The organism is Paraburkholderia sp. J10-1 (assembly GCF_905220165.1).
In the GTDB taxonomy this organism is placed as follows: Bacteria; Pseudomonadota; Gammaproteobacteria; order Burkholderiales; family Burkholderiaceae; genus Paraburkholderia.
In genome coordinates this window covers 282314-306421 of record NZ_CAJMYW010000008.1, presented here as the reverse complement: position 1 = coordinate 306421, position 24108 = coordinate 282314, and the positions used below count along the sequence as shown (strand labels likewise).

The 24108-nt window shown below is 66.3% G+C and carries 19 protein-coding genes; 11 read left to right on the top strand and 8 right to left on the bottom strand.

The window, feature by feature from the left end; translation table 11 throughout:
* Window positions 1–173 precede the first annotated feature (173 nt).
* From U5A65_RS24840 to purT, 4 genes are all read right to left on the bottom strand, one after another.
* Complete coding sequence (locus U5A65_RS24840) at window positions 174–1610, bottom strand: aldehyde dehydrogenase family protein (RefSeq protein ID WP_321914715.1); 1437 nt, start codon at window positions 1608–1610, stop codon at window positions 174–176.
* Window positions 1611–1646: 36 nt separating this feature from the next.
* A complete protein-coding gene (locus tag U5A65_RS24835) occupies window positions 1647–3293 on the bottom strand; it encodes an acetolactate synthase large subunit (RefSeq protein ID WP_321914716.1) in 1647 nt (548 codons plus the stop codon).
* A 115-nt stretch (window positions 3294–3408) separates the two neighbouring features.
* On the bottom strand, window positions 3409–3816 hold the full coding sequence (locus U5A65_RS24830) for an MliC family protein (protein ID WP_321947930.1): 408 nt from the start codon (window positions 3814–3816) through the stop codon (window positions 3409–3411).
* A gap of 135 nt (window positions 3817–3951) precedes the next feature.
* Window positions 3952–5175, bottom strand: coding sequence for a formate-dependent phosphoribosylglycinamide formyltransferase (purT, locus tag U5A65_RS24825; RefSeq protein ID WP_069265349.1), 1224 nt, complete (start codon window positions 5173–5175; stop codon window positions 3952–3954).
* A 190-nt stretch (window positions 5176–5365) separates the two neighbouring features.
* On the opposite strand from purT, the gene U5A65_RS24820 reads away from it, so the two are divergent.
* On the top strand, window positions 5366–6031 hold the full coding sequence (locus U5A65_RS24820; protein WP_415765533.1) for an META domain-containing protein: 666 nt from the start codon (window positions 5366–5368) through the stop codon (window positions 6029–6031).
* A gap of 211 nt (window positions 6032–6242) precedes the next feature.
* Window positions 6243–10709: a DNA translocase FtsK gene (locus U5A65_RS24815; RefSeq protein WP_321947928.1), complete on the top strand. Its 4467-nt coding sequence runs from the start codon at window positions 6243–6245 to the stop codon at window positions 10707–10709.
* A 48-nt stretch (window positions 10710–10757) separates the two neighbouring features.
* On the opposite strand, the gene U5A65_RS24810 is transcribed toward U5A65_RS24815, so the two are convergent.
* Complete coding sequence (locus tag U5A65_RS24810) at window positions 10758–12050, bottom strand: lactonase family protein (RefSeq protein ID WP_415765531.1); 1293 nt, start codon at window positions 12048–12050, stop codon at window positions 10758–10760.
* A 232-nt stretch (window positions 12051–12282) separates the two neighbouring features.
* Between U5A65_RS24810 and U5A65_RS24805 the strand changes: the two genes are divergently transcribed.
* From U5A65_RS24805 to U5A65_RS24795, 3 genes are all read left to right on the top strand, one after another.
* Window positions 12283–12432, top strand: a complete 150-nt coding sequence (locus U5A65_RS24805) for a DUF3096 domain-containing protein (protein WP_158757331.1) — start codon at window positions 12283–12285, stop codon at window positions 12430–12432.
* Window positions 12433–12617: 185 nt separating this feature from the next.
* Window positions 12618–14480 carry a glycoside hydrolase family 15 protein gene (locus tag U5A65_RS24800; protein WP_321947926.1) on the top strand — a complete coding sequence of 621 codons (1863 nt, stop codon included), beginning with the start codon at window positions 12618–12620 and terminating at the stop codon, window positions 14478–14480.
* A gap of 226 nt (window positions 14481–14706) precedes the next feature.
* Window positions 14707–16014, top strand: coding sequence for a polyhydroxyalkanoate depolymerase (locus U5A65_RS24795; protein WP_321914722.1), 1308 nt, complete (start codon window positions 14707–14709; stop codon window positions 16012–16014).
* Between the two features lie 129 nt (window positions 16015–16143).
* Here U5A65_RS24795 and U5A65_RS24790 read toward each other — a convergent pair whose 3' ends face one another.
* Window positions 16144–16776 carry a TetR family transcriptional regulator gene (locus tag U5A65_RS24790; protein WP_321914723.1) on the bottom strand — a complete coding sequence of 211 codons (633 nt, stop codon included), beginning with the start codon at window positions 16774–16776 and terminating at the stop codon, window positions 16144–16146.
* A gap of 460 nt (window positions 16777–17236) precedes the next feature.
* On the opposite strand from U5A65_RS24790, the gene rsxB reads away from it, so the two are divergent.
* The 3 genes from rsxB (at window position 17237) to U5A65_RS24775 (ending at window position 19276) form a co-directional block, all read left to right on the top strand.
* Window positions 17237–18082 carry an electron transport complex subunit RsxB gene (rsxB, locus tag U5A65_RS24785; RefSeq protein WP_321947925.1) on the top strand — a complete coding sequence of 282 codons (846 nt, stop codon included), beginning with the start codon at window positions 17237–17239 and terminating at the stop codon, window positions 18080–18082.
* 36 nt (window positions 18083–18118) lie between these two features.
* A complete protein-coding gene (gene nth / locus U5A65_RS24780) occupies window positions 18119–18763 on the top strand; it encodes an endonuclease III (protein WP_321947923.1) in 645 nt (214 codons plus the stop codon).
* 78 nt (window positions 18764–18841) lie between these two features.
* Window positions 18842–19276: a DUF1841 family protein gene (locus tag U5A65_RS24775; RefSeq protein WP_321947921.1), complete on the top strand. Its 435-nt coding sequence runs from the start codon at window positions 18842–18844 to the stop codon at window positions 19274–19276.
* Between the two features lie 129 nt (window positions 19277–19405).
* On the opposite strand, the gene U5A65_RS24770 is transcribed toward U5A65_RS24775, so the two are convergent.
* Together U5A65_RS24770 and U5A65_RS24765 are read right to left on the bottom strand one after the other, a co-directional pair.
* Complete coding sequence (locus U5A65_RS24770) at window positions 19406–19801, bottom strand: cytochrome c (protein WP_321914726.1); 396 nt, start codon at window positions 19799–19801, stop codon at window positions 19406–19408.
* A gap of 18 nt (window positions 19802–19819) precedes the next feature.
* Window positions 19820–20185, bottom strand: coding sequence for a c-type cytochrome (locus tag U5A65_RS24765; protein ID WP_158757323.1), 366 nt, complete (start codon window positions 20183–20185; stop codon window positions 19820–19822).
* A gap of 430 nt (window positions 20186–20615) precedes the next feature.
* Between U5A65_RS24765 and U5A65_RS24760 the strand changes: the two genes are divergently transcribed.
* From U5A65_RS24760 to U5A65_RS24750, 3 genes are all read left to right on the top strand, one after another.
* Complete coding sequence (locus U5A65_RS24760) at window positions 20616–21467, top strand: AAA family ATPase (RefSeq protein ID WP_158757322.1); 852 nt, start codon at window positions 20616–20618, stop codon at window positions 21465–21467.
* A gap of 34 nt (window positions 21468–21501) precedes the next feature.
* Complete coding sequence (locus U5A65_RS24755; protein WP_321914728.1) at window positions 21502–22674, top strand: VWA domain-containing protein; 1173 nt, start codon at window positions 21502–21504, stop codon at window positions 22672–22674.
* Window positions 22675–22786: 112 nt separating this feature from the next.
* Window positions 22787–24013, top strand: a complete 1227-nt coding sequence (locus U5A65_RS24750; protein ID WP_321936816.1) for a benzoate/H(+) symporter BenE family transporter — start codon at window positions 22787–22789, stop codon at window positions 24011–24013.
* Window positions 24014–24108 lie beyond the last annotated feature (95 nt).

Below are 24108 nucleotides of genomic sequence, written 5' to 3'. Positions count from 1 at the left end.
CCGGCGCTCTGCCCGCCCGTTGCGGCAGGCGCAAAGGGCCGAAAGGCCGGTATTGTAGCACCTTGGCATAAATCCCTATGGCAGCAGGCCATGCGTTCTGCAACACGGCGCACGGGAGAACCCCGTGCGCCATGCGACGATGCATCGCGCCCTTTTTTCTCCGGGCCCGCTGCTCACCACGTCTCGCGCATCACCATCAGCCGCAGCTCAGTCATGTCCTCGATCGCGTAGCGCACGCCCTCGCGCCCGAGGCCGGAGTCCTTCACGCCGCCGTACGGCATGTTATCGACGCGAAATGACGGAATATCGTTGATCACCACGCCGCCCACGTCGAGGCCGTCCCACGCGCGGTGCGCGTTGGCGAGCGAGTCGGTGAACACGCCGGCCTGCAGGCCGAAATCGCTGTCGTTGACGATCTCCAAAGCCTTGCCGAAGTCGTCGAAGCGCTCCAGGATCGCGACCGGCCCGAACGCCTCCTTGCGGTAGAGGTCAGTGTCGCGGCCCACGTTCTCGAGCAGCGTGGCCTCGAACATCGCGCCGTCCACCTTGCCGCCCGCGATGATCTTCGCGCCCGCGAGCACCGCGCTCTCCATCCAGCCTGCGAGGCGCTTCGACTCGGATTCGGAGATCATCGGCCCGACAAAGGTGTTCTCGTCCTTCGGGTCGCCCATCTTGAGCGTCTTGACCTTGGCGATGAGCTTTTCGCGCAGCGCGTCGTAAAGCGACGCGTGCACGAGAATGCGCTGCACGCCAATGCAGCTCTGTCCCGACTGGTAGTACGCGCCGAACGCGAGGCGCTCGACCACGTAGTCCAGCTTGCCGCCCTGATCGGCGTCGACGATGGCCGCCGCGTTGCCGCCCAACTCCAGCACCACCTTCTTCTTGCCGGCCTTCCTCTTGAGGTCCCAGCCCACCGCGGGCGAGCCCGTGAACGAGAGCAGCTTGAAGCGCTCGTCGGTCGTGAAGAGGTCGGCGCCGTCGCGGTGCGCGGGCAGGATCGAGAAGGCGCCCTTGGGCAAATCCGTCTCCGCCAGCACCTCGCCGATGATCAGCGCGCCCACCGGCGTGCGGCTCGCGGGCTTCAGCACGAACGGCACGCCGGCGGCGAGCGCCGGTGCGACCTTGTGCGCAGCCAGATTGAGCGGGAAATTGAACGGCGAAATGAACGAGCACGGTCCGATCGGCACGCGTTTCACGTAGCCGTGATAGCCCTTCGCGCGCGCCGAAATCTCGAGATTCACGATCTCGCCGTTGATACGCACGCTCTCTTCGGCGGCCACGCGAAACGTGTCGATCAGGCGCGTCGCCTCGCCGCGCGAGTCGTTGATCGGCTTGCCCGCCTCGATGCACAGCGCCATCGCCAGCTCGTCGAAGCGCTCGCGAAAGCGCGCCACGCAATGATCTATCACGGCCTGGCGCTTGTACGGCGGGAACGCGCGCATGGCGGGCATGGCGGCTTCGGCGGCGGCGATGGCCTGGTCGATCGCTTTCGCGTCGGCGAGCGCGACGCGCGTGGCGACTTCGCCGCTGTATTTGTCGGTGACTTCGAGGTCGGTGTTGGCGGCGACGGCCTCGTTGGCCAGGTAGTACGGATAAGTCGGTTTGAGCATGACGGGGTTCTCCGTAATGACAACGTCAAAGCTGCGTCAAAGCTGCGCGCTCAGGCGCTTGATGTCGCGATTGAGCACGCGCTCGTTGTCCGAGTAATCGATGGGCACGTCGATCAGGTGCACGCCGGGTTGGGCGAGACACTGCTCGACGAGCGGCTTGAATTCGTCCGCCGAGCCCACGCGGTGGCCATGCGCGCCGTAGCTTTGCGCATAGTCCACGAAATCGGGGTTCTGCAGCGTCATCCCGTAGTCGGGGAAATTCATGTTTTCCTGCTTCCAGCGGATCATGCCGAACGCGTCGTCGCGCAGCAGCAGCACGACCAGATCGAGCTTCAGGCGCACCGCCGTTTCCAGCTCCTGCGAATTCATCATGAAACCGCCGTCGCCGCACACGGCCACGACCTTGCGCTGCGGATGCACGATCTTGGTGGCGATGGCCGAGGGCAGCCCCGCGCCCATCGAGGCGAGCGCGTTGTCGAGCAGGATCGAATTGGGCTCACGCGCGCGGTAGTAGCGCGCGAACCAGATCTTGTACATGCCGTTGTCGAGGCACAGGATGCCGTCGTCGGGCATCGCGTCGTACACGTCGTGCACGAGCCGCACCGGGTACATGGGAAAGCGCTCGTCGTGCTGCCCCTTGGCAAGATGCGCCTCGAAATGGCGCTTGATTTCCTCGAAGCGGGCAAAGTCCCACGCGTGCTCGCGCGGCTTGAGGCTTTCCTTGAGTTGCCACACGGCGTTGGCGATGTCGCCCACCACCTCGATCTGCGGGAAATACACGGGGTCGACTTCCGCACCGAGAAAATTCACGTGGATGACGGTCTTCTCTTCCGCGCTGCGCATGAAAAACGGCGGCTTCTCGATCACGTCGTGGCCGACGTTGATGATGCAGTCGGCGTGCTCGATCGCGCGGTGCACGAAGTCGCCGTCCGAGAGCGTGGCGTTGCCGAGCCAGAGCGGGTGCGATTCGTCGATCACGCCCTTGCCCATCTGCGTGGTGAAGAACGGGATGCCGGTTTCGTCGACGAATTCGCGCAGCACGTTGCGCGTGGTCTTGCGGTTTCCGCCCGCGCCGATCATGAGGAGCGGATGGCGCGCCTTGCAGATCGCCCCGACCGCATGGGCAACCGCTTTTTCCTCGGCCACGGGCCGGCGGCTGAAGCTCTTGGGAATGGGCTTGCCGTCGCCCTCTTCGTCGGCTACGTCTTCGGGCAGTTCGAGATGCACGGCGCCGGGCCGCTCCTGCTCGGCCTGGCGAAACGCCTCGCGCACGAGCGCGGGAATATTGCCGATGGAGACGATCTGCCGCGCGTACTTGGTGAGCGGCTCCATCATGCGCACCACGTCGACGATCTGGAAGTGGCCCTGCTTGCTCGACTTGATGGGCTTCTGGCCCGTGACCATCAGCATGGGCATGCCGCCCAGCTGCGCGTACGCGGCGGCGGTCACGAAGTTGGTGGCGCCGGGCCCGAGCGTGGCGAGGCACACGCCGGTGCGGCCCGTGAGCCGTCCGTAAGTGGCGGCCATGAAGCCCGCGGCCTGCTCGTGGCGCGTGACGATCAGACGAATCTTCGAGCGCCGCAGCGATTCGAGCAGATCGAGATTTTCTTCCCCGGGAATACCAAACACATATTCGACGCCTTCGGCTTCGAGCGCCTTCACGAACAGATCCGATGCTTTCATCGACCACCTCGTTGGCAAGAGCGTGGCCGGCGGCGCGGGCGGCAGCCGGCCTTCGCGAACAGGCCGACAGGTTACTCCCGCAAGGCGGAATGTGTCGTGAAGCGTGCGTGCGGCGTTAGCGCATGATCGTCGCGCAGCCGGAGAGCACCGGCTTCGGGCTCGCGTCGGACGTGACGTCGTAGAGATCCGCGCCGGGACCCTTGGTCCACCACGTGTAGCGCTCGGCGACGTACTTCACGCCCGAGGCGGCGATCACGCCGACGAAGAAAAGTTTGCGGCCTTCCACGGGCACGAGCGCGAAGCTCTGGCCGTTGGCCGCGTTGAGATAGGTGACCTTGAAGCTCTTGCCGTTCGCGCAGGTGTAGCTGAACGTGTGGCGCGACTGGACCTGGATATCGCGTACTTCGAGCGGGGCCGCGTGCGCCGCGTCGAGGTGCAGCGCGGCCGCGAGACCACAGGCTGTCAGCGCGAGCGCGCCGCCGATCCGAATTGCGCGGATTGCGCCGCTTCGAGCATCGATCATCGTGTTCTCCGTGTGTTGCGTTGCCCGTGCGCGTGACGCCATTTTGCATTCACGCGCGAAGGATTGGCTCACACGATAACCGGCACGCGCGCCGGCCGCCTTGTGCGCGGCCAACGCAGCGCGCTCGCCGCACACTCACTGCGCGGCGTCGCCCGGCACCGGACGCACCGCCGCGGCCGCTTCGCGGGCGCGCGAGCGGGCCTCGTCGGTGTCGGCGCCCGTAGCGAGCGCAACACCCATGCGGCGCTTCACGAAGCTCTCGGGCTTGCCGAAAAGGCGCAGGTCCGCGCCCGGCACGGCAAGCGCCTGCGCGACGCCCTCGAACGCGATGCCGCGCGCGTCCATGCCGCCGTAGATCACCGCCGATGCGCCCGGACCGCGCGCCGTCGTATCGACGGGCAAACCGAGGATCGCGCGCGCGTGCAGCTCGAACTCGGAGAAGCGCTGCGAGGCGAGCGTGACGAGCCCCGTGTCGTGCGGACGCGGGCTCACTTCCGAGAACCACACCTCGTCGCCGCGCACGAACAGCTCCACGCCGAAGAGGCCTCGGCCGCCCAGCGCCTCGGTCACCTTGTGCGAGATCTCGCGCGAGCGCTCGAGCGCCTTCGCGCTCATCGGCTGCGGCTGCCACGATTCGACGTAATCGCCGTCCACCTGGAGGTGGCCGATCGGATCGCAGAAATACGTTTGCACCTGGCCGCTCGCCGGGTCGATGGCGCGCACGGTGAGCTGCGTGATTTCATAGTCGAAGTTGATGAAGCCCTCGACGATCACGCGCCCGCGATTCACACGGCCGCCTGCCAGCGCATAGTCCCAGGCGCGCTCGACGTCGGCGTCGCTGCGCACGACCGACTGCCCCTTGCCCGACGACGACATTACCGGCTTCACCACACACGGGTAGCCCACCTTGGCGACGCCGGCCTTCAGCTCGTCGAGCGAATCGGCAAACGCGTAGGGCGAGGTGGCGAGGCCGAGTTCCTCGGCGGCGAGGCGCCGGATGCCCTCGCGGTTCATCGTGAGCTGCGCGGCGCGCGCGGTCGGGATCACCTCGGCGACGCCCTCGGCTTCGACGGCGGCGAGCGCGTCGGTGGCGATCGCTTCGATTTCGGGCACGACGAGGTGCGGGCGCTCGGCGTCGATGAGCGCACGCAGCGCCTTGGGATCGGCCATGTCGATCACGTGCGCGCGATGCGCAACTTGATGGCCAGGCGCATTTTCATAGCGATCGACGGCGATCACCTCAACGCCAAGACGCTGCAGCGCGATGATCACTTCCTTGCCAAGCTCGCCCGCGCCGAGCAGCATGACACGGGTGGCGGAAGCGGAAAGCGGCGTGCCGATGCGGGGGCGGGTTTGCATGATGTCTCCAGAATGGCGGTATGGCGCAAATGCGTAAGAGCGCCGATGTTAACACGCGGCATTGCCGCGGCGAGGCGCTCTGGACCGCCGGCGGCCACCCGCTTCACGCGCTGTGCGCGCACGTTTGCGCTCGCATGCTGCAGCGCGGTGCGTTACGCTTACGCCTTCGCCGATTACGAGGAACGATGCGATGCCTATCCGCCAGACGCACAGCCAGACGCCGAGCCAGAGTCCGCGCGTGAATATGCGCCTGCGCCCGGCCCACGGCGTATTCGCGCGCAAGCTGGCCTCGCGCACGGCGATGCTCGCTGCGGCCCTGCTCGTGTGCGCGTGCAAGCTGCCGGTGCACACGGACGCCTCCGCGCCGCTGCCCGATCCGTTCAACCCCGCTACGACCCAGTTGCTCGACAACACGCACTGGCAGCTCACGGAGTGGAAGCGCGCCGACGGCACGCTGCGCGCCGTGCCGGGCCCGAACGCCGACGCCAGCAATACCGACAACCCCGTTGCCCGCCCCATCACGCTCGACCTCTCGACCGAGAGCGGCCAGCGCCGCGCGAGCGGTTTTTCGGGCTGCAACCGCTATTTCGGCGCCTATGCGCTGAAAAACGGCCTGCTCTCGTTCAGCCAGCTCGGCGGCACGCGCATGGCGTGCATCGGCGCGGGCGGCGATATCGAGGGCCCCTACCTGGAAGCCCTCTCGCATATCGCGCGCTCGGGCGTGCAGATGCGGCCTCCGCGATCGCTCTTTCTCGTGCTCGAAAACGGCGACCGCCTGACGTTCGCCGAGCAAAGCGCCGAGGCCAAGCCCGGCGTTGCGCCGGGCGCCGCCTCCGACGCCAAACCGGCGCAGTGAACGCTGCCCGCATGAACCGCCGCGCCCTTGCCCGGCGCGGCTCTTTTTTTGTTGCGCGCGAACCAAAACAGCGTGCGCAGGGTCTTTGGCGTGTCGGGCGCGCAACGCCCGCCGGGCCGAGCGCAACACAGTCCTCAAGTGGATGGCGGCGCGCAGGGGCCGAGCGGTTACACTCCACACGTCGCACACCTTCTCTACGTACATCTTTGGCATGCACACGGTAGTTCCTGGCTGGTTCGGCGTTTCGGCCGTCTGGTTCATCCCTCTGATCTGGCGTCTCGTCAAGTCCGTGCTGCCCGGCGGCGCGGGCCTGCGCGGTCCGGGCACGATCCGGCTCTGGCTCGGCTTCCTTGGTGTGCTCGTCGCGAGCTGCGCGCTCGAGGCGACGCTCATCGACATCGCCGGTTTCGACGCGCTCGGCCACGCACTATTGGGCGGGCTCGGCAAGCTCATCGGCCACGCGGCCGCGCCGCTCGCCATGACGGCGCTCCTCCTCGTGAGCTTGCCGTGGCTGCTCGACTTCCATTGGCGCGAATTCCTCGCCTGGGCCGACATCTCGCTCGGGCTCGGCCTGAACATCCGCGCCGCGCGCGAGACCGACGAGAGCCCGCGCCGCGAACGCCGCAGTCGCCGCGCCGCCGCCGAAGAGGGACTTCCCGCCCATAGCGCCGCCACCGTCAACCTGCCGATGCCCGGCGACGGCGCACGGCGCAAGCGGCCGACGATCTGGCGCCCGCCTGCACGTGAAGCGCGCGATGTGCGCGATGTGCGCGACGGTCGCGACGGTCGCGATCTCTCGCGCAATGCCGGCGCGATGGCCGCGGGACTTGGCGCAGCGTCGACCGCGGCCGCCGCGCAGGACGCTTTTGCGGATAGCGCGCCGTGGCGCGCCGAACCAGGCTTCCGGGCTCCGGCCGATTCCTCCGCGGCATGGGCACGCTCCGAGCCGACCGCGGCCGCCGACTGGCTGCGCGGCACGCGTGCTCCGGCGGCTCCGGTGCAAGCTGCGCCGAGAGCACCGATGGAGCCGCCACGCATGCCATTGCAGCAAGGCGCGCCGCTTGGCGACGCGCGCCGCCAGCCAACGCGTGGCGCGGGCACTGCCTCGGATATGGCGGGCGCGCATGGCGCACCGGGCATCCCCGCGCAACCCAATGCGCCGTGGCGCGCTGAGCCGGGCCTTGCGCGGCCGGCCATGGCCGCCGCGACCGTGGGTGCGCGCGTGGCTTCGGCTGCGGTGCACGGTGCGCCGCTCGCGGCCGGTACCGCTGCGGCAGCAGCCGCCGCGCGCAGTGCCGCGTTCGGCTCGACGCCGGCGCCGCTCGATCCGCTGACTTCGCCGTTCGCGCAGCCAGTCACGCCGCGCCGCTCGGCGCCGCCGCCCGCGGCAGGCAGCACGGCAGCGCGCGCCGCGGCCGCAGCGCCGCCCCGCGTCGCGAAGCCGCCGCGTCCGTACGTCTGGCAAGGCCAGCCGGCGCGCGTGAACCCTCGCCCGCCCATGGCTGCGCCACGCGCGCCGTTCACCTCGCAACTGGCCGACACGCCGCCCGCTACGCCCGCGTACTCGCGCCCCGCGTCCACCAGCGCGCCGCAAGCGGAAGCGCCGCTGTCGATGAGCGTGCTCGAAACGTTGCGTTCGATCGAAGAAAACGCCGCACGCTGGACGTCCCTCGCCGGCGCGAGCCTTGCACGCCGCACGCTCGACGAAGCGGGCACACTCGCGGGCGAAGAGGAAGCGCACGCGCAATTCCCGAGCGCCCCGCCAGACATGTCGAAGACGGCGCTGCCGGTGACGCCTTCGGGCGTGCCGGTGGAAACGACGTTCGCGCCAGTCACGCAGCAGGACGGTGACGCCATTTCGCCGAACGCGGGCGTGCAATCGCTGGAGGAAGCGCACGCCGCGCTGCAGCCGCACAACACGTCGACACCCTGGACGCCCGCTGCAAAGGCTGCCCCCTACCCTTCCGAGATTCAGCGCGCCGCGGCATACGAGCCGAAGACGGTCAGCGCCGACGACACGGCAATGCCAACTTCGTGGCAACCGGTGCACACCCATGTGGACGAAGCCGCGCATGACGCATTGAGCGCAGCGACCGGCGTCGAGCCTGTGCAAGCCGAGGCGGCAGAGGCCGCAACGCCGTCCTCCTGGCCCACGCTGGATCACGGCATGTCATGGATCCTGCTCGACGACGAACCGTCGGCCGCCGCGCCCGCGGAAACCCACGCCGCCGAGCCGTTCTACACGTTCACGCCGTTGCCGGTGCACGAACAGGCGCCCGCGCCTGCGGTGGCAGTTCCTCCCGTTGCGGCGCCAGCACCCGCAGTCGCACACACACCGGTTGCAGCAAGCGTACAAGCATCGCATCCCGCTCCCGCCGAGTCGCAGGATGCAAACGACGCATCGGACGCGGCGAACATCGTGCACTTGCCCCGCTTCGCTCGCGAAACACAACCGGAGGTGGCCGCGGCGCCTGCGCATCACGCAGCGCCCGTTGACGAGCAACCGCTGGACGCAAGCACCCGCACCGAAATTGTCGATACGGCGTCGGCGGCGACCCTCGACGAATCTGCGCACGGCACATACGGCCGCACGTTCGAAACATCCGCGCGCGCAACGCCTGCACCTGTCGCGCCCACCGTCGCGCATGCAGTTCCCGCGACGCCGTTCGACGCAACGCCTTCGCTGGCGGCAGAGCAAAAGGCGAGCGAGTCTTTCGCCCCTGTTGCGCGCGTCGTCGATGAGCACCCCGCGGTTTTCGATGAAGCGCATGAGCTTGCGAACGCCGCGGCGGCGCAAGCATTGCCGGCAGTTGAAGCGCCGGCAACTCCGGCACCGGGTTTCGACGCGACGCCCCTGCCCGCTGTGCAGCAAACGCCGGCACCCGTAGCAACGCCGCCGTGGGTCGCCGAACCGCAGCCGGAATACCGTCCTGCACCTGCCGAAGCCACGTTCACGCCTGGCCCTTCGCATCCCGCAGTACCGGTTGCCACACCGATCGCGGCGCCCTACCCCGCCGTCGCGACCGAACCGGGCGCCGCGAGCCCCGCCTTCGAGCCCGAGCCCGAAGTCATCGAAGCCCCCGAAGTCATCGAAGCCCCCGAAGCCGTCGAAGCGCCCGAACCGGCAGTCCAGCGCCCCGCCGTACGCGGCCACGCGCCCACGGCGTTCGCGTTCGAGCCGCTGAGCGCCTCGGCGGTCGAACTGCCGGGGCTCGAACTGCTCGAGCGCGCGTCGTCCGAGATCGAGCCGGTCTCCGAGCAGAAGCTCGCCGAAACGAGCCAGCTGATCGAGCAGCGCCTCCAGGAGTTCAAGGTCCCTGTGACGGTGGTCGGCGCGTCGGCGGGCCCCGTGATCACACGCTTCGAAGTGGAGCCTGCGCTCGGCGTGCGCGGCAGCCAGATCGTCGGCCTCATGAAGGACCTCTCGCGCGGCCTCGGCCTCACGTCGATCCGCGTGGTCGAAACGATCCCCGGCAAGACCTGCATGGGCCTCGAGTTGCCGAATGCGCGCCGCCAGATGATCCGCCTCTCCGAGATCCTCGAATCGGCGCCGTACCATCGCTCGCAATCGAAGCTCACGATCGCGATGGGCAAGGACATCGTCGGCCATCCGATCGTCACCGATCTCGCCAAGGCGCCGCACATGCTCGTCGCGGGCACGACCGGTTCGGGCAAGTCTGTGGCGATCAACGCAATGATCCTCTCGCTGCTCTACAAGGCGACGCCCGAGGACGTGCGGCTCATCATGATCGACCCGAAGATGCTCGAGCTTTCCGTGTACGAAGGCATTCCGCATCTGCTCGCGCCGGTCGTGACCGACATGAAGCTCGCCGCCAACGCGCTCAACTGGTGCGTGGGCGAAATGGAGAAGCGCTACCGGCTGATGTCGGCGGTGGGCGTGCGCAATCTCGCGGGCTTCAACCAGAAGATCCGTGACGCCGAAGCGCACGAAAAGAAGATCGGCAACCCGTTCTCGCTCACGCCGGAAGCGCCGGAGCCGCTCTCGCCGCTGCCGATGATCGTGGTCGTGATCGACGAGCTCGCCGACCTCATGATGGTCGCGGGCAAGAAGATCGAAGAGTTGATCGCGCGTCTCGCGCAGAAGGCGCGTGCCGCCGGCATCCACCTGATCCTCGCGACGCAGCGTCCTTCGGTGGACGTGATCACCGGGCTCATCAAGGCGAATATTCCGACCCGCGTGGCGTTCCAGGTGTCGTCGAAGATCGACTCGCGCACGATCCTCGACCAGATGGGCGCGGAGTCGCTGCTCGGCCAGGGCGACATGCTGTTCCTGCCGCCGGGCACGGGCTACCCGCAGCGCGTGCACGGCGCGTTCGTCGCCGACGAGGAAGTGCACGCCGTGGTGGAGTATCTGAAGCAGTTCGGCGAGCCCGAGTACGTCGAAGGCATTCTCGACGGCCCGGCTTCCGAAGGTGCGCCGCAGGACCTCTTCGGCGACTCGCCCGAGGCCGAGGCCGACCCGCTCTACGACGAGGCCGTGGCTTTCGTCGTGCGCACGCGGCGCGCGTCGATCTCGTCGGTGCAGCGGCAGTTGCGCATCGGCTACAACCGCGCTGCGCGTCTGGTCGAGCAAATGGAAACGGCGGGCCTCGTCTCGCCGATGGGCATCAACGGCAGCCGCGAAGTGCTCGTGCCCGGCGGCGGCCAGGGCGAATAAAAAAGGCGCGAAACGCGCCTTTTTTATTCAACTCAACACGCGCGCACGTTACCGTGCGACGAACTTGAAATCGACCGGCGAGCCGATCTCGACGCGCTTCGGGTTCGGCTCCAGCAAACCGGTCTGCTGATCGCGGCGGAACACGTAGACGGTATCGCTGTTCTGGTTGCCGACGATGAGCCACTGCCCGGTCGGATCGATCGCGAACTCGCGCGGCGACTTGCCAAGGCTCGACTGGCGACCCACGCGCTTTAACTTCCCGCTGTCGCCATCGACGGCGAAGATCGAGATGTCGTTGGCGTCGCCGCGATTCGAGACGTAGAGGAACTTGCCGTCCGGCGAAAGATGCAGCGCCGCCGCGCCCTGCGTGCCCTTGAAGCCCGGCTCCGCCAGCTTCTCGACCTGCTCCAGCTTCATATGCCCGTCGTGGTACGCAAACACCGTCACGGTGGCGGTCAGCTCGCTCGTGAGATATGCGTGACGGCCGTCATTGCCGAAGATCAGGTGGCGCGGACCGCTGCCCGACTTCACGTCGGTATAGCGCCACTCGGTCGGGCTCACGAGCCCGCGGCTGCCGTCTGGCGTGTAAAGGTAGGTCCACAGCTTGTCGGTGCCGAGATCCTGGGTGAAGAGATAGTGCCCATCCGGCGAAAACACCGTCGAGTGCACGTGCGCGTTGTCCTGACGCCCCTTCACGGGACCGCCGCCCTCGTGATGCACGGTCAGCACGGACTCGCCAAGCTTGCCGTCCTGCTGCACGGGCAGGACGGCGAAGCTGCCGCCGGGGTCGGCCGCGACCGAATAGTTCGCCACGAAGAGATAGCGCCCATCCGGCGAAAGGCTCAGGTAGCACGGATCGTTGCCCTGCGCCGACACCTTGTTGAGAAACGTGAGCTGCCCGCTCGCGGCGTCGAAGCCGAACGCGCTCACGTCGCCGCGCAGGCTGGCGGGACCGTTGTCGCCGGGCAGTTCGTTCACGGCGTAGACAAAGCGGTTGTCCTTGCTCACCACGAGAAACGAGGGATTCACCGTCTTCGCTACGCTGACCGGCTGCATGTCGCCAGTTTGCGTATTGAAGTGGTAGACGTAGAGGCCCTCGCTCTTGCCGCCCGTATACGTGCCGACGATCAGGTTGTAGACGCCGCCCGCGGGCGCGGACGTGGAAGCGGATTGCGCGAACGCATGCGTCGCGGCGACGGAAGCCATGATGACAACACCTTTGATGAGCTGGCTGAGGAGATGTGCGCGGAGATGCGCGCGGAGATGCGCGGGTCCGCGCGCACGGGCAGTGGAACGGGAGGGCGCGGGCACGGCGTTTGCGGCGGCACGGCGAAGGAACATGTCGACCTCCTTTTTCTTGTCGATGCAGTAAAGCGGATCGGCCCTCGTCGCGACGCTGACCGTACCCGTCTCGCTTTCGTCTGATACATGAGACACCGGCCCAGTATAAGAGAGGTCGCAAACGCCCGCCCCGCCAGCGCGCAGCAACGAGTCGCGCGGAAAAGGCGCGAAAAATCGCAGCAAAAAGGGATCAACGCAAACGATCGAAACCCACCGCAATCAGGGAGCCGTCATGAACATTCACGTCGCCATCGGGCCGCTCGTCGCGCTCATCGCAGGCATTCTGATTCTTGCCGTGCCGCGCCTGCTCAACTATATCGTCGCGCTGTATCTGATCATCATCGGGATCATCGGGCTATTCGGCGTAAACGGCCATCTGTGACGCGCCTCGTCACGCTCGCCAACGTTTGTTGACGCCGGCGAGATGAGTATTTGCACGTGCTGCCGCGCAAAACGCATTGCGCAGGCGGCCCCGCTGCCACTACTCTTGTGCGTGCATGCCGCGCGCACTGTCCTGCACGCGGCGAGCGGCTTTCGTTTTCGAGCAACGCTGTCAATCTGCTTACTATGCCCGCACCCATTGAAGACTATGCATTGATCGGCGACGGCCACACGGCCGCGCTCGTTTCCCGCGCCGGCTCCATCGACTGGCTCTGCTGGCCGCGCTTCGACTCTGGCGCCTGCTTCGCCGCCCTGCTCGGCACCGAGGAGAACGGCCGCTGGCTCATCGCGCCCGCGCAGCCCGAAGAAGGCGCGAAAGTTGAAGTCAAGACCACGCGCCGCTATCGCGGCGACACGCTGATCCTCGAAACCGATTTCGAAACGCCCGAAGGCGCGGTCACGCTCATCGACTTCATGCCGCCCGGCAACGGCTGGTCCGAACTCGTGCGCATCGTCGTGGGGCGGCGCGGCACCGTGCGCATGGAAAGCCAGCTCGTGCTGCGCTTCGACTACGGCTTTTCGGTGCCGTGGGTCAGCCGTCTCACCTACGAAAGCGGCATCAAGGCGACGGTGGGCCCGGACACGGTCGTGCTGCGCACACCAGTCGACCTCGAGGGCGAAAACATGCACACGGTCGCGCAATTCGAGGTGAAAGAAGGCGAACGCGTGCCGTTCTCGCTTTCCTACGCCGCCTCGCACCTGCGTCTGCCGCCGCCGCGCGATCCGTTCACGGCGCTTGCGCGCACGGAAAACTTCTGGACCGAATGGGCCTCGCGCAGCACGGTGGAAGGCCGCTGGGCCGAACCGATCCGCCGCTCGCTCATCACGCTCAAGGCGCTGGCCTACGAGCCCACCGGCGGCATCGTCGCCGCGCCCACCACGTCGCTGCCCGAACAACTGGGCGGCACGCGCAACTGGGACTACCGCTACTGCTGGCTGCGCGACGCGACGATCACGCTGCTCGCGATGATGCGCGGCGGCTACTACGACGAGGCGCGCGCATGGCGTGCGTGGCTGGGCCGCGTGATGGCGGGCTCGCCCTCGCAGTTGCAGATCATGTACGGGCTCGCCGGCGAGCGCCGCCTGCCCGAATTCGAACTCGACTGGCTGCCCGGCTACGAAGGCGCGAAGCCCGTGCGCGTGGGCAACAACGCAGTCGGCCAGCTGCAGCTCGACGTGTACGGCGAAGTGATGAACGCACTGCACCTCGCGCGCGTGGGCGGCCTGCAGGCCGACGACACCGCGTGGTCGATCCAGTGCGCGATGCTCGAACACCTCGAAACGATCTGGACCGCGCCCGACGAAGGCATCTGGGAAACGCGCGGCGGCCGCCAGCACTTCACGTTCTCGAAGGTGATGGCGTGGGTCGCGTTCGACCGCGCGATCAAATCGGCGGAAAAATTCGACCTGCCCGGCCCGCTCGATCACTGGCGCGAACTGCGCTCGACGATACACGCGACCATTTGCGAGCGCAGCTTCAACAAGGATCTGAACTCCTTCACGCAGATCTACGGCGGCACCGACCTCGACGCGAGCCTGCTGCTCATGCCGCTGGTCGGCTTCCTGCCTGCGGCAGATCCTCGCATTGCGGGCACGGTCGCGGCGATCGAGCGCGATCTGATGTGTGAAGGTTTTGTGATGCGCTACCGCACCACCGAATTCAACGATGGACTGCCGCCCGGGGAAGGCACCTTCCTTGCGTGCAGTTTCTGGATGGTCGACAACCTGGCCCTGCAAGGCCGCATGGACGACGCACGCCGCATGTACGAGCGCCTGCTCTCGCTCGCCAATGACGTGGGATTGCTCGCCGAGGAATATGACCCCATTGCGGGGCGTCTGGTCGGCAACTTCCCGCAGGCGTTCTCGCATGTGGCGCTCGTGCATACCGGCTTGAACCTCATGCGGCATGAACAGGACATGGCGAAGGAAACGGGACATCCGGCGGTCGACGGCGCGTCGGCCGAGCCAGCTGTTGCATCCGCATCGTAAATGTTCGAAAGCGCCTGGACGTTTTTGCGAGCTGGGGTACACTAGGCATGCTGCGTTGCACAACGGCCAGGCGCAGAACAGTACCGCCCGCGCTAAAGCCCGCCGGGCGGCGGCCGATAAACAACCTGATTGACTGACCGACCAACCTTGCCGGCCCGCATCTGTTCCGCGCCTCACCCGCGCGCGACCCGGGTGCGAACCGCTCCTTGAAGATGCCGGAGCGCCCATGCTCTATCAAATCCGTGAATTCCAGCGTGCGTTGTTGAGCCCGCTGACCGCCTGGGCCCAGGCCGCCTCGAAATCGTTCTCGAATCCGACGAGCCCGTTTTCACTCGTGCCGGGCGCCACGCGCTTCGCCGCGGGCTACGAACTGCTCTATCGCCTCGGCAAGGACTACGAGAAGCCCGAGTTCAACATTCGCCAGATCGTGAAGGACGGCTTCAATATTCCGATCGTCGAGCAGACCATCATCGAAAAGCCGTTCTGCCGCCTGCTGCGCTTCAAGCGCTACGCCGACGACACCGGCGCCGTGGCCGCGCTCAAGGACGAGCCGAGCGTGCTCGTGTGCGCGCCGCTCTCGGGCCACCACTCCACGCTGCTGCGCGACACCGTGCGCACCCTGCTGCAGGACCACAAGGTGTACATCACCGACTGGATCGACGCGCGCATGGTGCCGCTCGAAGCCGGTGCGTTCCATCTCGACGACTACGTGGCGTACATCCAGGAATTCATCCGCCATATCGGCGCGAAGAACCTGCACGTGCTGTCCGTTTGCCAGCCGACGGTGCCCGTGCTCGCGGCCATCTCGCTCATGGCGAGCCGCGGCGAAGACACCCCGCTCACGATGACGATGATGGGCGGCCCGATCGACGCGCGCCGCAGCCCCACCGCCGTCAACTCGCTCGCCACCGAACACTCGCTCGACTGGTTTGCGAACAACGTGATCCATACGGTGCCGGCCAACTATCCGGGCGAAGGGCGCGAGGTGTATCCGGGCTTCCTGCAGCACGCGGGTTTCGTCGCAATGAATCCGGGCCGTCACACTACGGCGCATTGGGACTTCTACAAGAGCCTGCTGCGCGGCGACGAAGAGGACGCCGAAGCACATCGCCAGTTCTACGACGAATACAACGCGGTGCTCGACATGGCCGCCGAGTATTACCTCGAGACCATCCGCACTGTGTTCCAGGATTTCAGTCTCGCTGAAGGCACGTGGGACGTGGCCGGCGAACGCGTGCGTCCGCAGGACATTCGCGACACGGCGCTCTTCACGATCGAGGGCGAGCTCGACGACATTTCGGGCGCGGGCCAGACGCGCGCCGCGCACGACCTGTGCACGGGCATTCCCGAGGCGAACCGGCATCATCTGACCGCCGAGAAGTGCGGCCACTACGGCATCTTCTCGGGCCGCCGCTGGCGCACGATCATCTATCCGCAACTGCGCGATTTCATCCGTCAACACCAGCAGGGCGCCGGCCAATCGGGCAAAGAAACGCCTGCCCGCGGCCGCTCCGCACAAGGCGCTGTCGCCTGACGCAGACGCGCGCTCCATGCGAGCGCACACAGTACGCGCCAGCAGCACAACCCGCGCGCCGTCCCAGGACGGCGCGCGGCGTTTGTGGAGCGTGAAACGATCTCGTGCGCTTCGCTTGCGCTACTTGCGCTACTTGCGCATCAGATACGCGAGCAGCATTTCCGTGTTGAGCTGAATCATTTCCGCGCGCTCGGCAGCCGAACTGAAGTCACGACCGAGCGTGGCGTTCAGCGTATAGCGGTTCGATACGATGTAGTAACCCATACCCGAGAGCGTCACATAAAGCCGCAGTGGATCGATGCTCGGGCGGAACAGTCCCGCAGACTCGCCGCGTGTGAGGATCGAGCCGAGCGTCGCGACGATCGGCGAGATCATCTCGCGAATTCGTGTGGACTTCTGCATATAGCGCGCCTCGTGCAGATTCTCGTTGTTCACGAGCCGAAGCAGTTCCGGATTGTCTCGATAGTAGTCCCACACGAAATGCGCAAGCCGCGTGATCGCCTCGACGGGTGCAAGCCCCGCGAGATCGAGCGCGCGCTCGGCTTCGTTGAGCGCGCCGAATGCGTGCTCAAGCACTGCCGTGAACAGTTGCTCCTTGCTGCCGAAGTAGTAGTAGAGCATGCGCTCATTGGTTTCCGCGCGTCGCGCGATCTGGTCGACGCGTGCGCCGAACAGGCCGCCATTGGCGAATTCTTCCGCCGCGGCGAGCAGAATGCGGCGGCGTGTGCCTTCAGGATCTCTTTTGATTTTTGGCTGATTCATGGTGGCAGGATCTCGTTAAGCCGCGTTGTCCGGTTTACGTTGTCGGGCGGTACCACGCCGGGCCTCTCCTAGCCCTGGGATCGACAAACGTTGTGCGGGGCGCGCCAGGTTAATGGACAGACACCCTCCGACCTACGGTCTTGCGTTCCTTCTTGTTTGTTTGATGTCGTTGCGAGCCGACACCGTTCTTCCCCCTGTCGCTTCATGCAAGACGCCATGCCAGCCGCCCATGCATTGCGCCACGCTTTTACGTCTACTGATTCCCCCTCAACCGCAAAGCGCTTCGCATTAAGCGCTTTGATTATGGCACATGGCCCGCCGATGGCAATGCGGGAAATCGGCGATAATGCAAGCTTTGGCGCTGTGCGTGTGCGCCCTGTCAGGCCAGCTGCGTAACCCTGCGCATGGTCATGTGCGCTCAAGGTCACGCCACCGCCCGCCCCGCCCCGATGTAGCGAACGTGAACGATTCCAAAACACTCGCAGATCGCATCGAAGATCTGCTGCCCCAGACCCAATGCACGAAGTGCGGCTACGACGGCTGCCGGCCCTATGCCGAAGCCGTCGCCGCCGGCACCGCCAATTACAATCAGTGTCCGCCCGGCGGCGTGGAAGGCGTTGAGCGCCTCGCGAAACTGCTCGGCAAACCCGTCATCCCGATCAATCCGGACAACGGCGTGGAGCGCCCGCGTCCGGTGGCGTTCATCGACGAACAACTGTGCATCGGCTGCACGCTGTGCATGCAGGCATGTCCCGTCGACGCGATCGTGGGCGCGCCCAAGCAGATGCACACGATCGTCGAGGATCAGTGCACGGGCTGCGACCTGTGCGTCGCGCCCTGCCCGGTCGACTGCATCGCAATGATTCCTGTTACGGGCGAAGCAACCGGCTGGGACGCATGGACACAACAGCAGGCCGACGAAGCCCGCGTGCGACATGACCGGCGCGCAGCGCGCCAGGCCGCCGAACGCAATGCGGCCGAAGCGCGCGCCGCGGCACGCCGCGCGGCCACGAGCGCGCCTGCCGCCCCGGCACCGCAAGACACCGCCATGCAGCCCGCAAGCCCCTCCGCCGACGACGCCGAAGCGAAGAAGAAAGCGATCATCCAGGCGGCGCTCGAACGTGCACGCCGCAAGAAGGCGGAACTGGCTGAACAGGGTGTGGGACCGCGCAACGTCGAGCACGTGAGCGCCGATGTTCAAGCGCAGATCGACGCCGCCGAGGCGCGCCGCAAGCGTATCGGTATCGAGTCGAATGCATCGGACGCAGCGAACCCGGTGCCCGACGACGACAAGCCCGCGCGCTAGCGCATCGCACTGCCAAAGGCCCCACGCACAACGAGCATGAACGCCACCAAGCGCCGCGCCATCTACGAAACGCTGCAAAGCCTCAATCCGCACCCCACGACCGAGCTGGAGTTCGGCACGCCGTTCGAACTCCTGATTGCCGTGATGCTCTCCGCGCAGGCCACCGACGTTTCGGTGAACAAGGCCATGCGCAGGATGTTTCCGGTCGCCAACACGCCGGAGACGGTGCTTGCGCTCGGCGAAGAAGGCGTTGCCGATTACATCAAGACGATCGGCCTGTATCGCACCAAGGCCAAAAACGTCATTGCGACCTGCCGCATTCTCATCGAGCAGTACGGCAGCGAGGTGCCGCAAACGCGTGAGGCGCTCGAAGGCCTGCCCGGCGTGGGACGCAAAACCGCGAACGTCGTGCTCAATACGGCGTTCGGCCAGCCGACCATCGCCGTCGACACGCATATCTTTCGGGTTGCGAACCGAACGGGGCTCGCGCCCGGCAAGGACGTGCGCGCCGTCGAAACCGCGCTCGAAAAATTCACGCCGCCGGAGTTCCTCCAGGACGCCCATCACTGGCTCATCCTGCACGGGCGCTATGTGTGCAAGGCGCGCCGCCCCGAATGCTGGCATTGCGTAATCGAGCCGCTGTGCGAGTTCAAGCCGAAGACGCCGCCGCCGGAGCTCTGAGCGAGCGCGAGCCCCCGGGCGTAAAATGAGCGCTTCAGGCGTCGCACGACGCCGCATCCCCCATTCGACCGACTCAAGATGTTCAATCCCAGCCGCGACGAAGTCCGCCGCTTTTTCACCGAGACCTGGCGCAAGCAGCGTGCGGGCGAAATCCTCACGCCGCTAGAGGCGATTGCCGCCGACTGGATCGCCGAGCACCCGGAATATCACGCCGAACTCGCCGACGCCGATGCGGCCGCCGCGCAGGACTACTCGCCCGAGCGCGGCCAGAGCAATCCGTTCCTGCATCTGTCGATGCACCTCGCGATCAGCGAGCAGTTGTCGATCGACCAGCCGCCCGGCATCCGCGCGGCGCACGACCGGCTCGCCGCACGCATGGGCTCCACGCACGACGCGCAGCACGCGATCATGGAGTGCCTCGGCGAAACGATCTGGGAAGCGCAGCGCACGAACACGCCCCCCGACACGGACGCCTATCTCATGCGCATCGAGCGCCGCGCTTCACGCGACTGAGAACGCACGAAAGCGCGACTGAAGCCAACGAAGCCGCAAAAAAACACCCCGCGAACGCCTCGCCGAAAACGAGGCCCACGCGGGGTGTTTCACATGATGCAGCACGCATGACGCGCGCCGCATTCACGCCTACTTCTTGTTGACGAGGTCGCCGCCGAGCGACTCGATGTACGCGGCGATATCCTTCATGTCGCTCTGCGAGAGGCTCTGCACCTGCGCCTGCATGATCGGATTGTTGCGGCCAAGGTGCGGATTGCCTGTGCCCATCTGATACTGGCGCAGCGCCCAGTAGATGTAGTCGGCGTGCTGGCCGGCAAGCTTCGGATATTCGGGACTCACGGGCTTGTTCAGGCCCGGGCCGTGGCAGGCCGCGCAGTTGTGGCTGTCGGCGAGGGCCTTGCCGTTGGAGACGTCGGCCGCGTGCGCGGGATTCAGCGCGAGCGCGGCGGCCAGTGCGAGAGCGGTGCCCGCTAGCTTGATGGTTGCACCGGCAAACGAAGGCATAGCCGTGTAGGGCTTGTTCATGGGTTCTCCACCTGCCGGTTATTTGTTCGGATTGTCTTTCGACGCGGCCGTTTGCGACGCATAGTAGGCCGCGATGTCGGCGATGTCCTGTTCGGTGAGCGAGGACGCGATCGCGTGCATCGTCTCGAAATGCCGGTCGCCCTTCTTGTAGGCGAGCAACGCGTTCATGATGTACTGCGCGTTCTGGCCGCCCAGAATGGGCACGTGGTAGACCTCGGGGTAAGCGGTGCGGTAGTCGGGAATACCATGACAGCCGATACACATCGCCACCTTGTCCTGACCCGCCTTCGCGTTGCCCACGACGTCCGCGTGAGCCGTGACCGCGAAGCACGCCAGCATGGTTATTGCGCCCGTGATGACGTGCTTGCCGACAATTTTTTTCATAGCATCCAACCTGGCTTGAGGGGATTCGAACGCCCGAACCGCAGGCCACGGCCTGCGCCGCATTACTGCTGTTTTACTTTTGGGGTCGCCGTGCAGGCCGAAAAAAATCGGTCCGAGTATACCGCGACGCCGCAGCGGCCGTCCACCGGCCGCGCCACGCCTGGCGGGCCTCGGAGCGCCTGACGGGGCCCTGCGGCAGGCCGGCGGGGCCCACCGGGCGGCCACGCAGCGCCGTGTCGCGCAGGCTCGCTGGCAAGCAACCCGGAGGAACCCTGGCACACACAACGGACTCGCCGCGCGCTCGCCGCAGACGCCTCTGAGCCTGCGTGACCGTGCCCCAAAGAGCGGACCCAACGATACGCGGTGGCGCGCCGACGCAACACCCCATCTGACTTATACTGGGATTTTTTTCCCAGCGAGCGGATTCACCATGCGCGCCACGCGTTTCGAAGGCTCATCGCAGTACGTCGCCACCGACGATCTCAAGCTTGCGGTCAACGCCGCGATCACGTTGAAGCGCCCCCTGCTCATCAAGGGCGAGCCCGGCACGGGCAAGACCATGCTGGCCGAAGAAGTGGCCGCGGCGCTGGGCATGCCGCTCATGCAGTGGCACATCAAGTCCACCACGAAGGCGCAGCAAGGGCTCTACGAGTACGACGCGGTCTCGCGCCTGCGCGACTCGCAGCTCGGCGACGAGCGCGTGAAGGACATCGCCAACTACATCGTGAAAGGCGTGCTGTGGCAGGCGTTCGAGTCGGAAGAGCAAAGCGTGCTGCTGATCGACGAGATCGACAAGGCCGACATCGAGTTCCCGAACGACCTGTTGCGCGAACTCGACCGCATGGAGTTCTACGTGTACGAGACGCGCCAGCTCATCAAGGCGAAGCAGCGTCCGCTCGTGATCATCACGTCGAACAACGAGAAGGAGCTGCCCGACGCTTTCCTGCGCCGCTGCTTCTTCCACTACATCAGCTTTCCCGATCCGGCCACGATGCAGCGCATCGTCGAGGTGCACTATCCGGGCATCCGCAAGGAACTGCTCAACGCGGCGATGGAAAGCTTCTTCGAACTGCGCAACGTCGCGGGCCTGAAGAAAAAGCCGTCTACGTCCGAACTGCTCGACTGGCTCAAGCTCCTGCTCGCGGAAGAGATTCCGCCCTCGGCGCTGCGCGCGGCCGACGGCTCGAAGTCCATGCCGCCGCTCGCGGGCGCGCTGCTCAAGAACGAGCAGGACATGACGCTGTTCGAGCGCCTCATCTACATGAACCGCCACAACCGTTGACCAGGACCCCGCGCGCGAAAGCCGGAGACACCGCATGCTGATCGACTTCTTCTACACGCTGCGCGACGCGAAGCTGCCGGTTTCCGTGAAGGAGTACCTCACGCTCGTCGAAGCGCTCAAGGCGCGCGTGATCGCGCCCTCGCTCGACGACTTCTACTACCTCGCACGCATGACGCTCGTGAAAGACGAGCAATACTTCGACCGCTTCGATCAGGCGTTCGGTGCGTATTTTCGCGGCATCGAGAAGAAGTCCGAACTCGCCTTCGAGATACCCGAAGACTGGCTCAAGAAGCGTCTGGAGCGCGACTTCACGCCCGAGCAGCGCGCGCAGATCGAAGCCATGGGCGGGCTCGACAAGCTCATGGAGCGCCTGAAGGAGCTTTTCGAGGAACAGAAGGAGCGCCACGAAGGCGGTAGCAAATGGATCGGCACGGGCGGCACCTCGCCCTTCGGCCATGGCGGCTATAACCCCGAGGGCATCCGCATTGGCGGCGAAGGCGGCCAGCGCAGCGCCGTGAAAGTGTGGGACGCGCGCGCGTATCGCGACTACGACGACCAGGTCGAAATCGGCACGCGCAACATCAAGGTCGCGTTGCGCCGTCTGCGCCGTTTCGCGCGCGAAGGCGCCGCCGAAGAACTCGATCTCGGCGACACGATCCGCAGCACCGCCGCGAACGCGGGCTGGCTCGACCTCAAGATGGTGCCGGAGCGCCATAACAACGTGAAAGTGCTGATGCTGCTCGACGTGGGCGGCTCGATGGACGATCACATCAAGCGCACGGAAGAACTGTTCTCGGCGGCCAAAGCCGAATTCAAGCACCTCGAGTTCTACTACTTCCACAACTGCGTGTACGACTACCTGTGGAAGAACAATCGCCGCCGCCACGCCGAGCGCACGCCCACGTGGGACCTGCTGCACAAGTTCACGCCCGACTACAAGCTGATCTTCGTCGGCGACGCCACCATGAGCCCGTATGAGGTGCTGCAGCCGGGCGGCTCGGTCGAATACAACAACCCCGAAGCGGGCGCCGTGTGGCTGCGCCGTCTCGCCGACCAGTTCCCCCATTTCGCCTGGCTCAACCCCGAACCCGAGCGACTATGGGAATACCGCCAGTCGGTGTCGATCATCCGCGAGATTCTCGGCCACCGCATGTATCCGCTCACCGTCGCCGGGCTCGAAACGGCCATGCGCGTGCTGAGCAAATAGGCGCCCGCACTCCCGCCCCTTTCCGCTCTTTCGAGGCGGCGCGTTGCCTGAGTGTGACCAGGCCGCGCCGCCCGATGTCGCCATACCTACGCAAAATCTGGAGACCACCTGCATGACCGCCCCCTCCTCCCCTGACCTGCCCACGACGTTCAGGCCAGGACCGCTGCGGCCCTTCGCCGATACCTCGGTCGCCACGATCGTGGCCGGCTTCGTCGCGATGATGACCGGCTACACCAGCTCGCTCGTGCTGATGTTCCAGGCCGGCCAGGCGGCGCATCTTTCCGACGCGCAGATTTCCTCGTGGATCTGGGCGCTTTCCATCGGCATGGCGTTGACGACCATCGGCCTGTCGCTGTGGTTTCGCGCGCCCATCGTGGTCGCGTGGTCCACGCCGGGTGCGGCGCTCCTCATCAGCTCGCTGCCGCATGTGCCCTATGCCGAGGCGATCGGCGCCTATATCGTGTGCGCCGTGCTGCTCACGGCCGTGGGCCTCACCGGCTGGTTCGACACGCTCATGAAGCGCATTCCCGCGGGCATTGCGGCGGCGCTGCTCGCGGGCATCCTGTTCGAGATCGGCATCGAGATCTTCCACGCCGCGCAGGTGCAAACCCCGCTCGTGCTGACGATGTTCTTCGGCTACCTGATCGTGAAGCGCGCCGTGCCGCGCTACGCGATCGTCGCGACGCTCGTGATCGGCATCGCCGCCGCTGCCGTGCTCGGTCTGCTCGACTTCAGCCATTTCCGCGTGGCGGTGGCCAAGCCCGTGTTCACGATGCCGGCGTTCTCGCTCACGGCGGTGGTGAGCATCGGCATTCCGCTTTTCGTCGTGGCGATGGCCTCGCAGAACGTGCCCGGCATCGCCGTGCTGCGCGCCGACGGCTACGACCACACGGCCGCGCCCTCGTCGCCGCTCATCGCGACCACGGGCCTGGCCTCGCTCGTGCTCGCGCCGTTCGGCTCGCACGGCGTGAATCTTGCCGCCATCACCGCGGCGATCTGCACCGGCCCGCACGCCCACGAAGACCGCACGAAGCGCTATATGGCGGCCGTGTGGTGCGGCATTTTCTATCTGATCGCCGGGACCTTCGGCGCGACCATCGCGGCGCTGTTCGCGGCGTTCCCGCAGGCGCTCGTGGTCTCGATCGCGGCGCTCGCGCTGTTCGGCTCGATCATGAGCGGCCTCACCAACGCCATGCAGAACCCGAGGGAGCGCGAAGCCGCGCTCATCACCTTCATGGTGACGGCCTCCGGGCTCACGCTGCTTTCCATCGGCGCGGCGTTCTGGGGGCTCGTGGCGGGCGTGATCACGCAGTTCGTGCTGAATGCGCGGCGCGCGTGAAACGCAACACCAGGCGATTCCGCCATAAAATAATGAAGTCAGCCGCGCCCAAACGCGCGGCAAATGCGCCAGATCCGGCTGCACGCGCGTCTGCC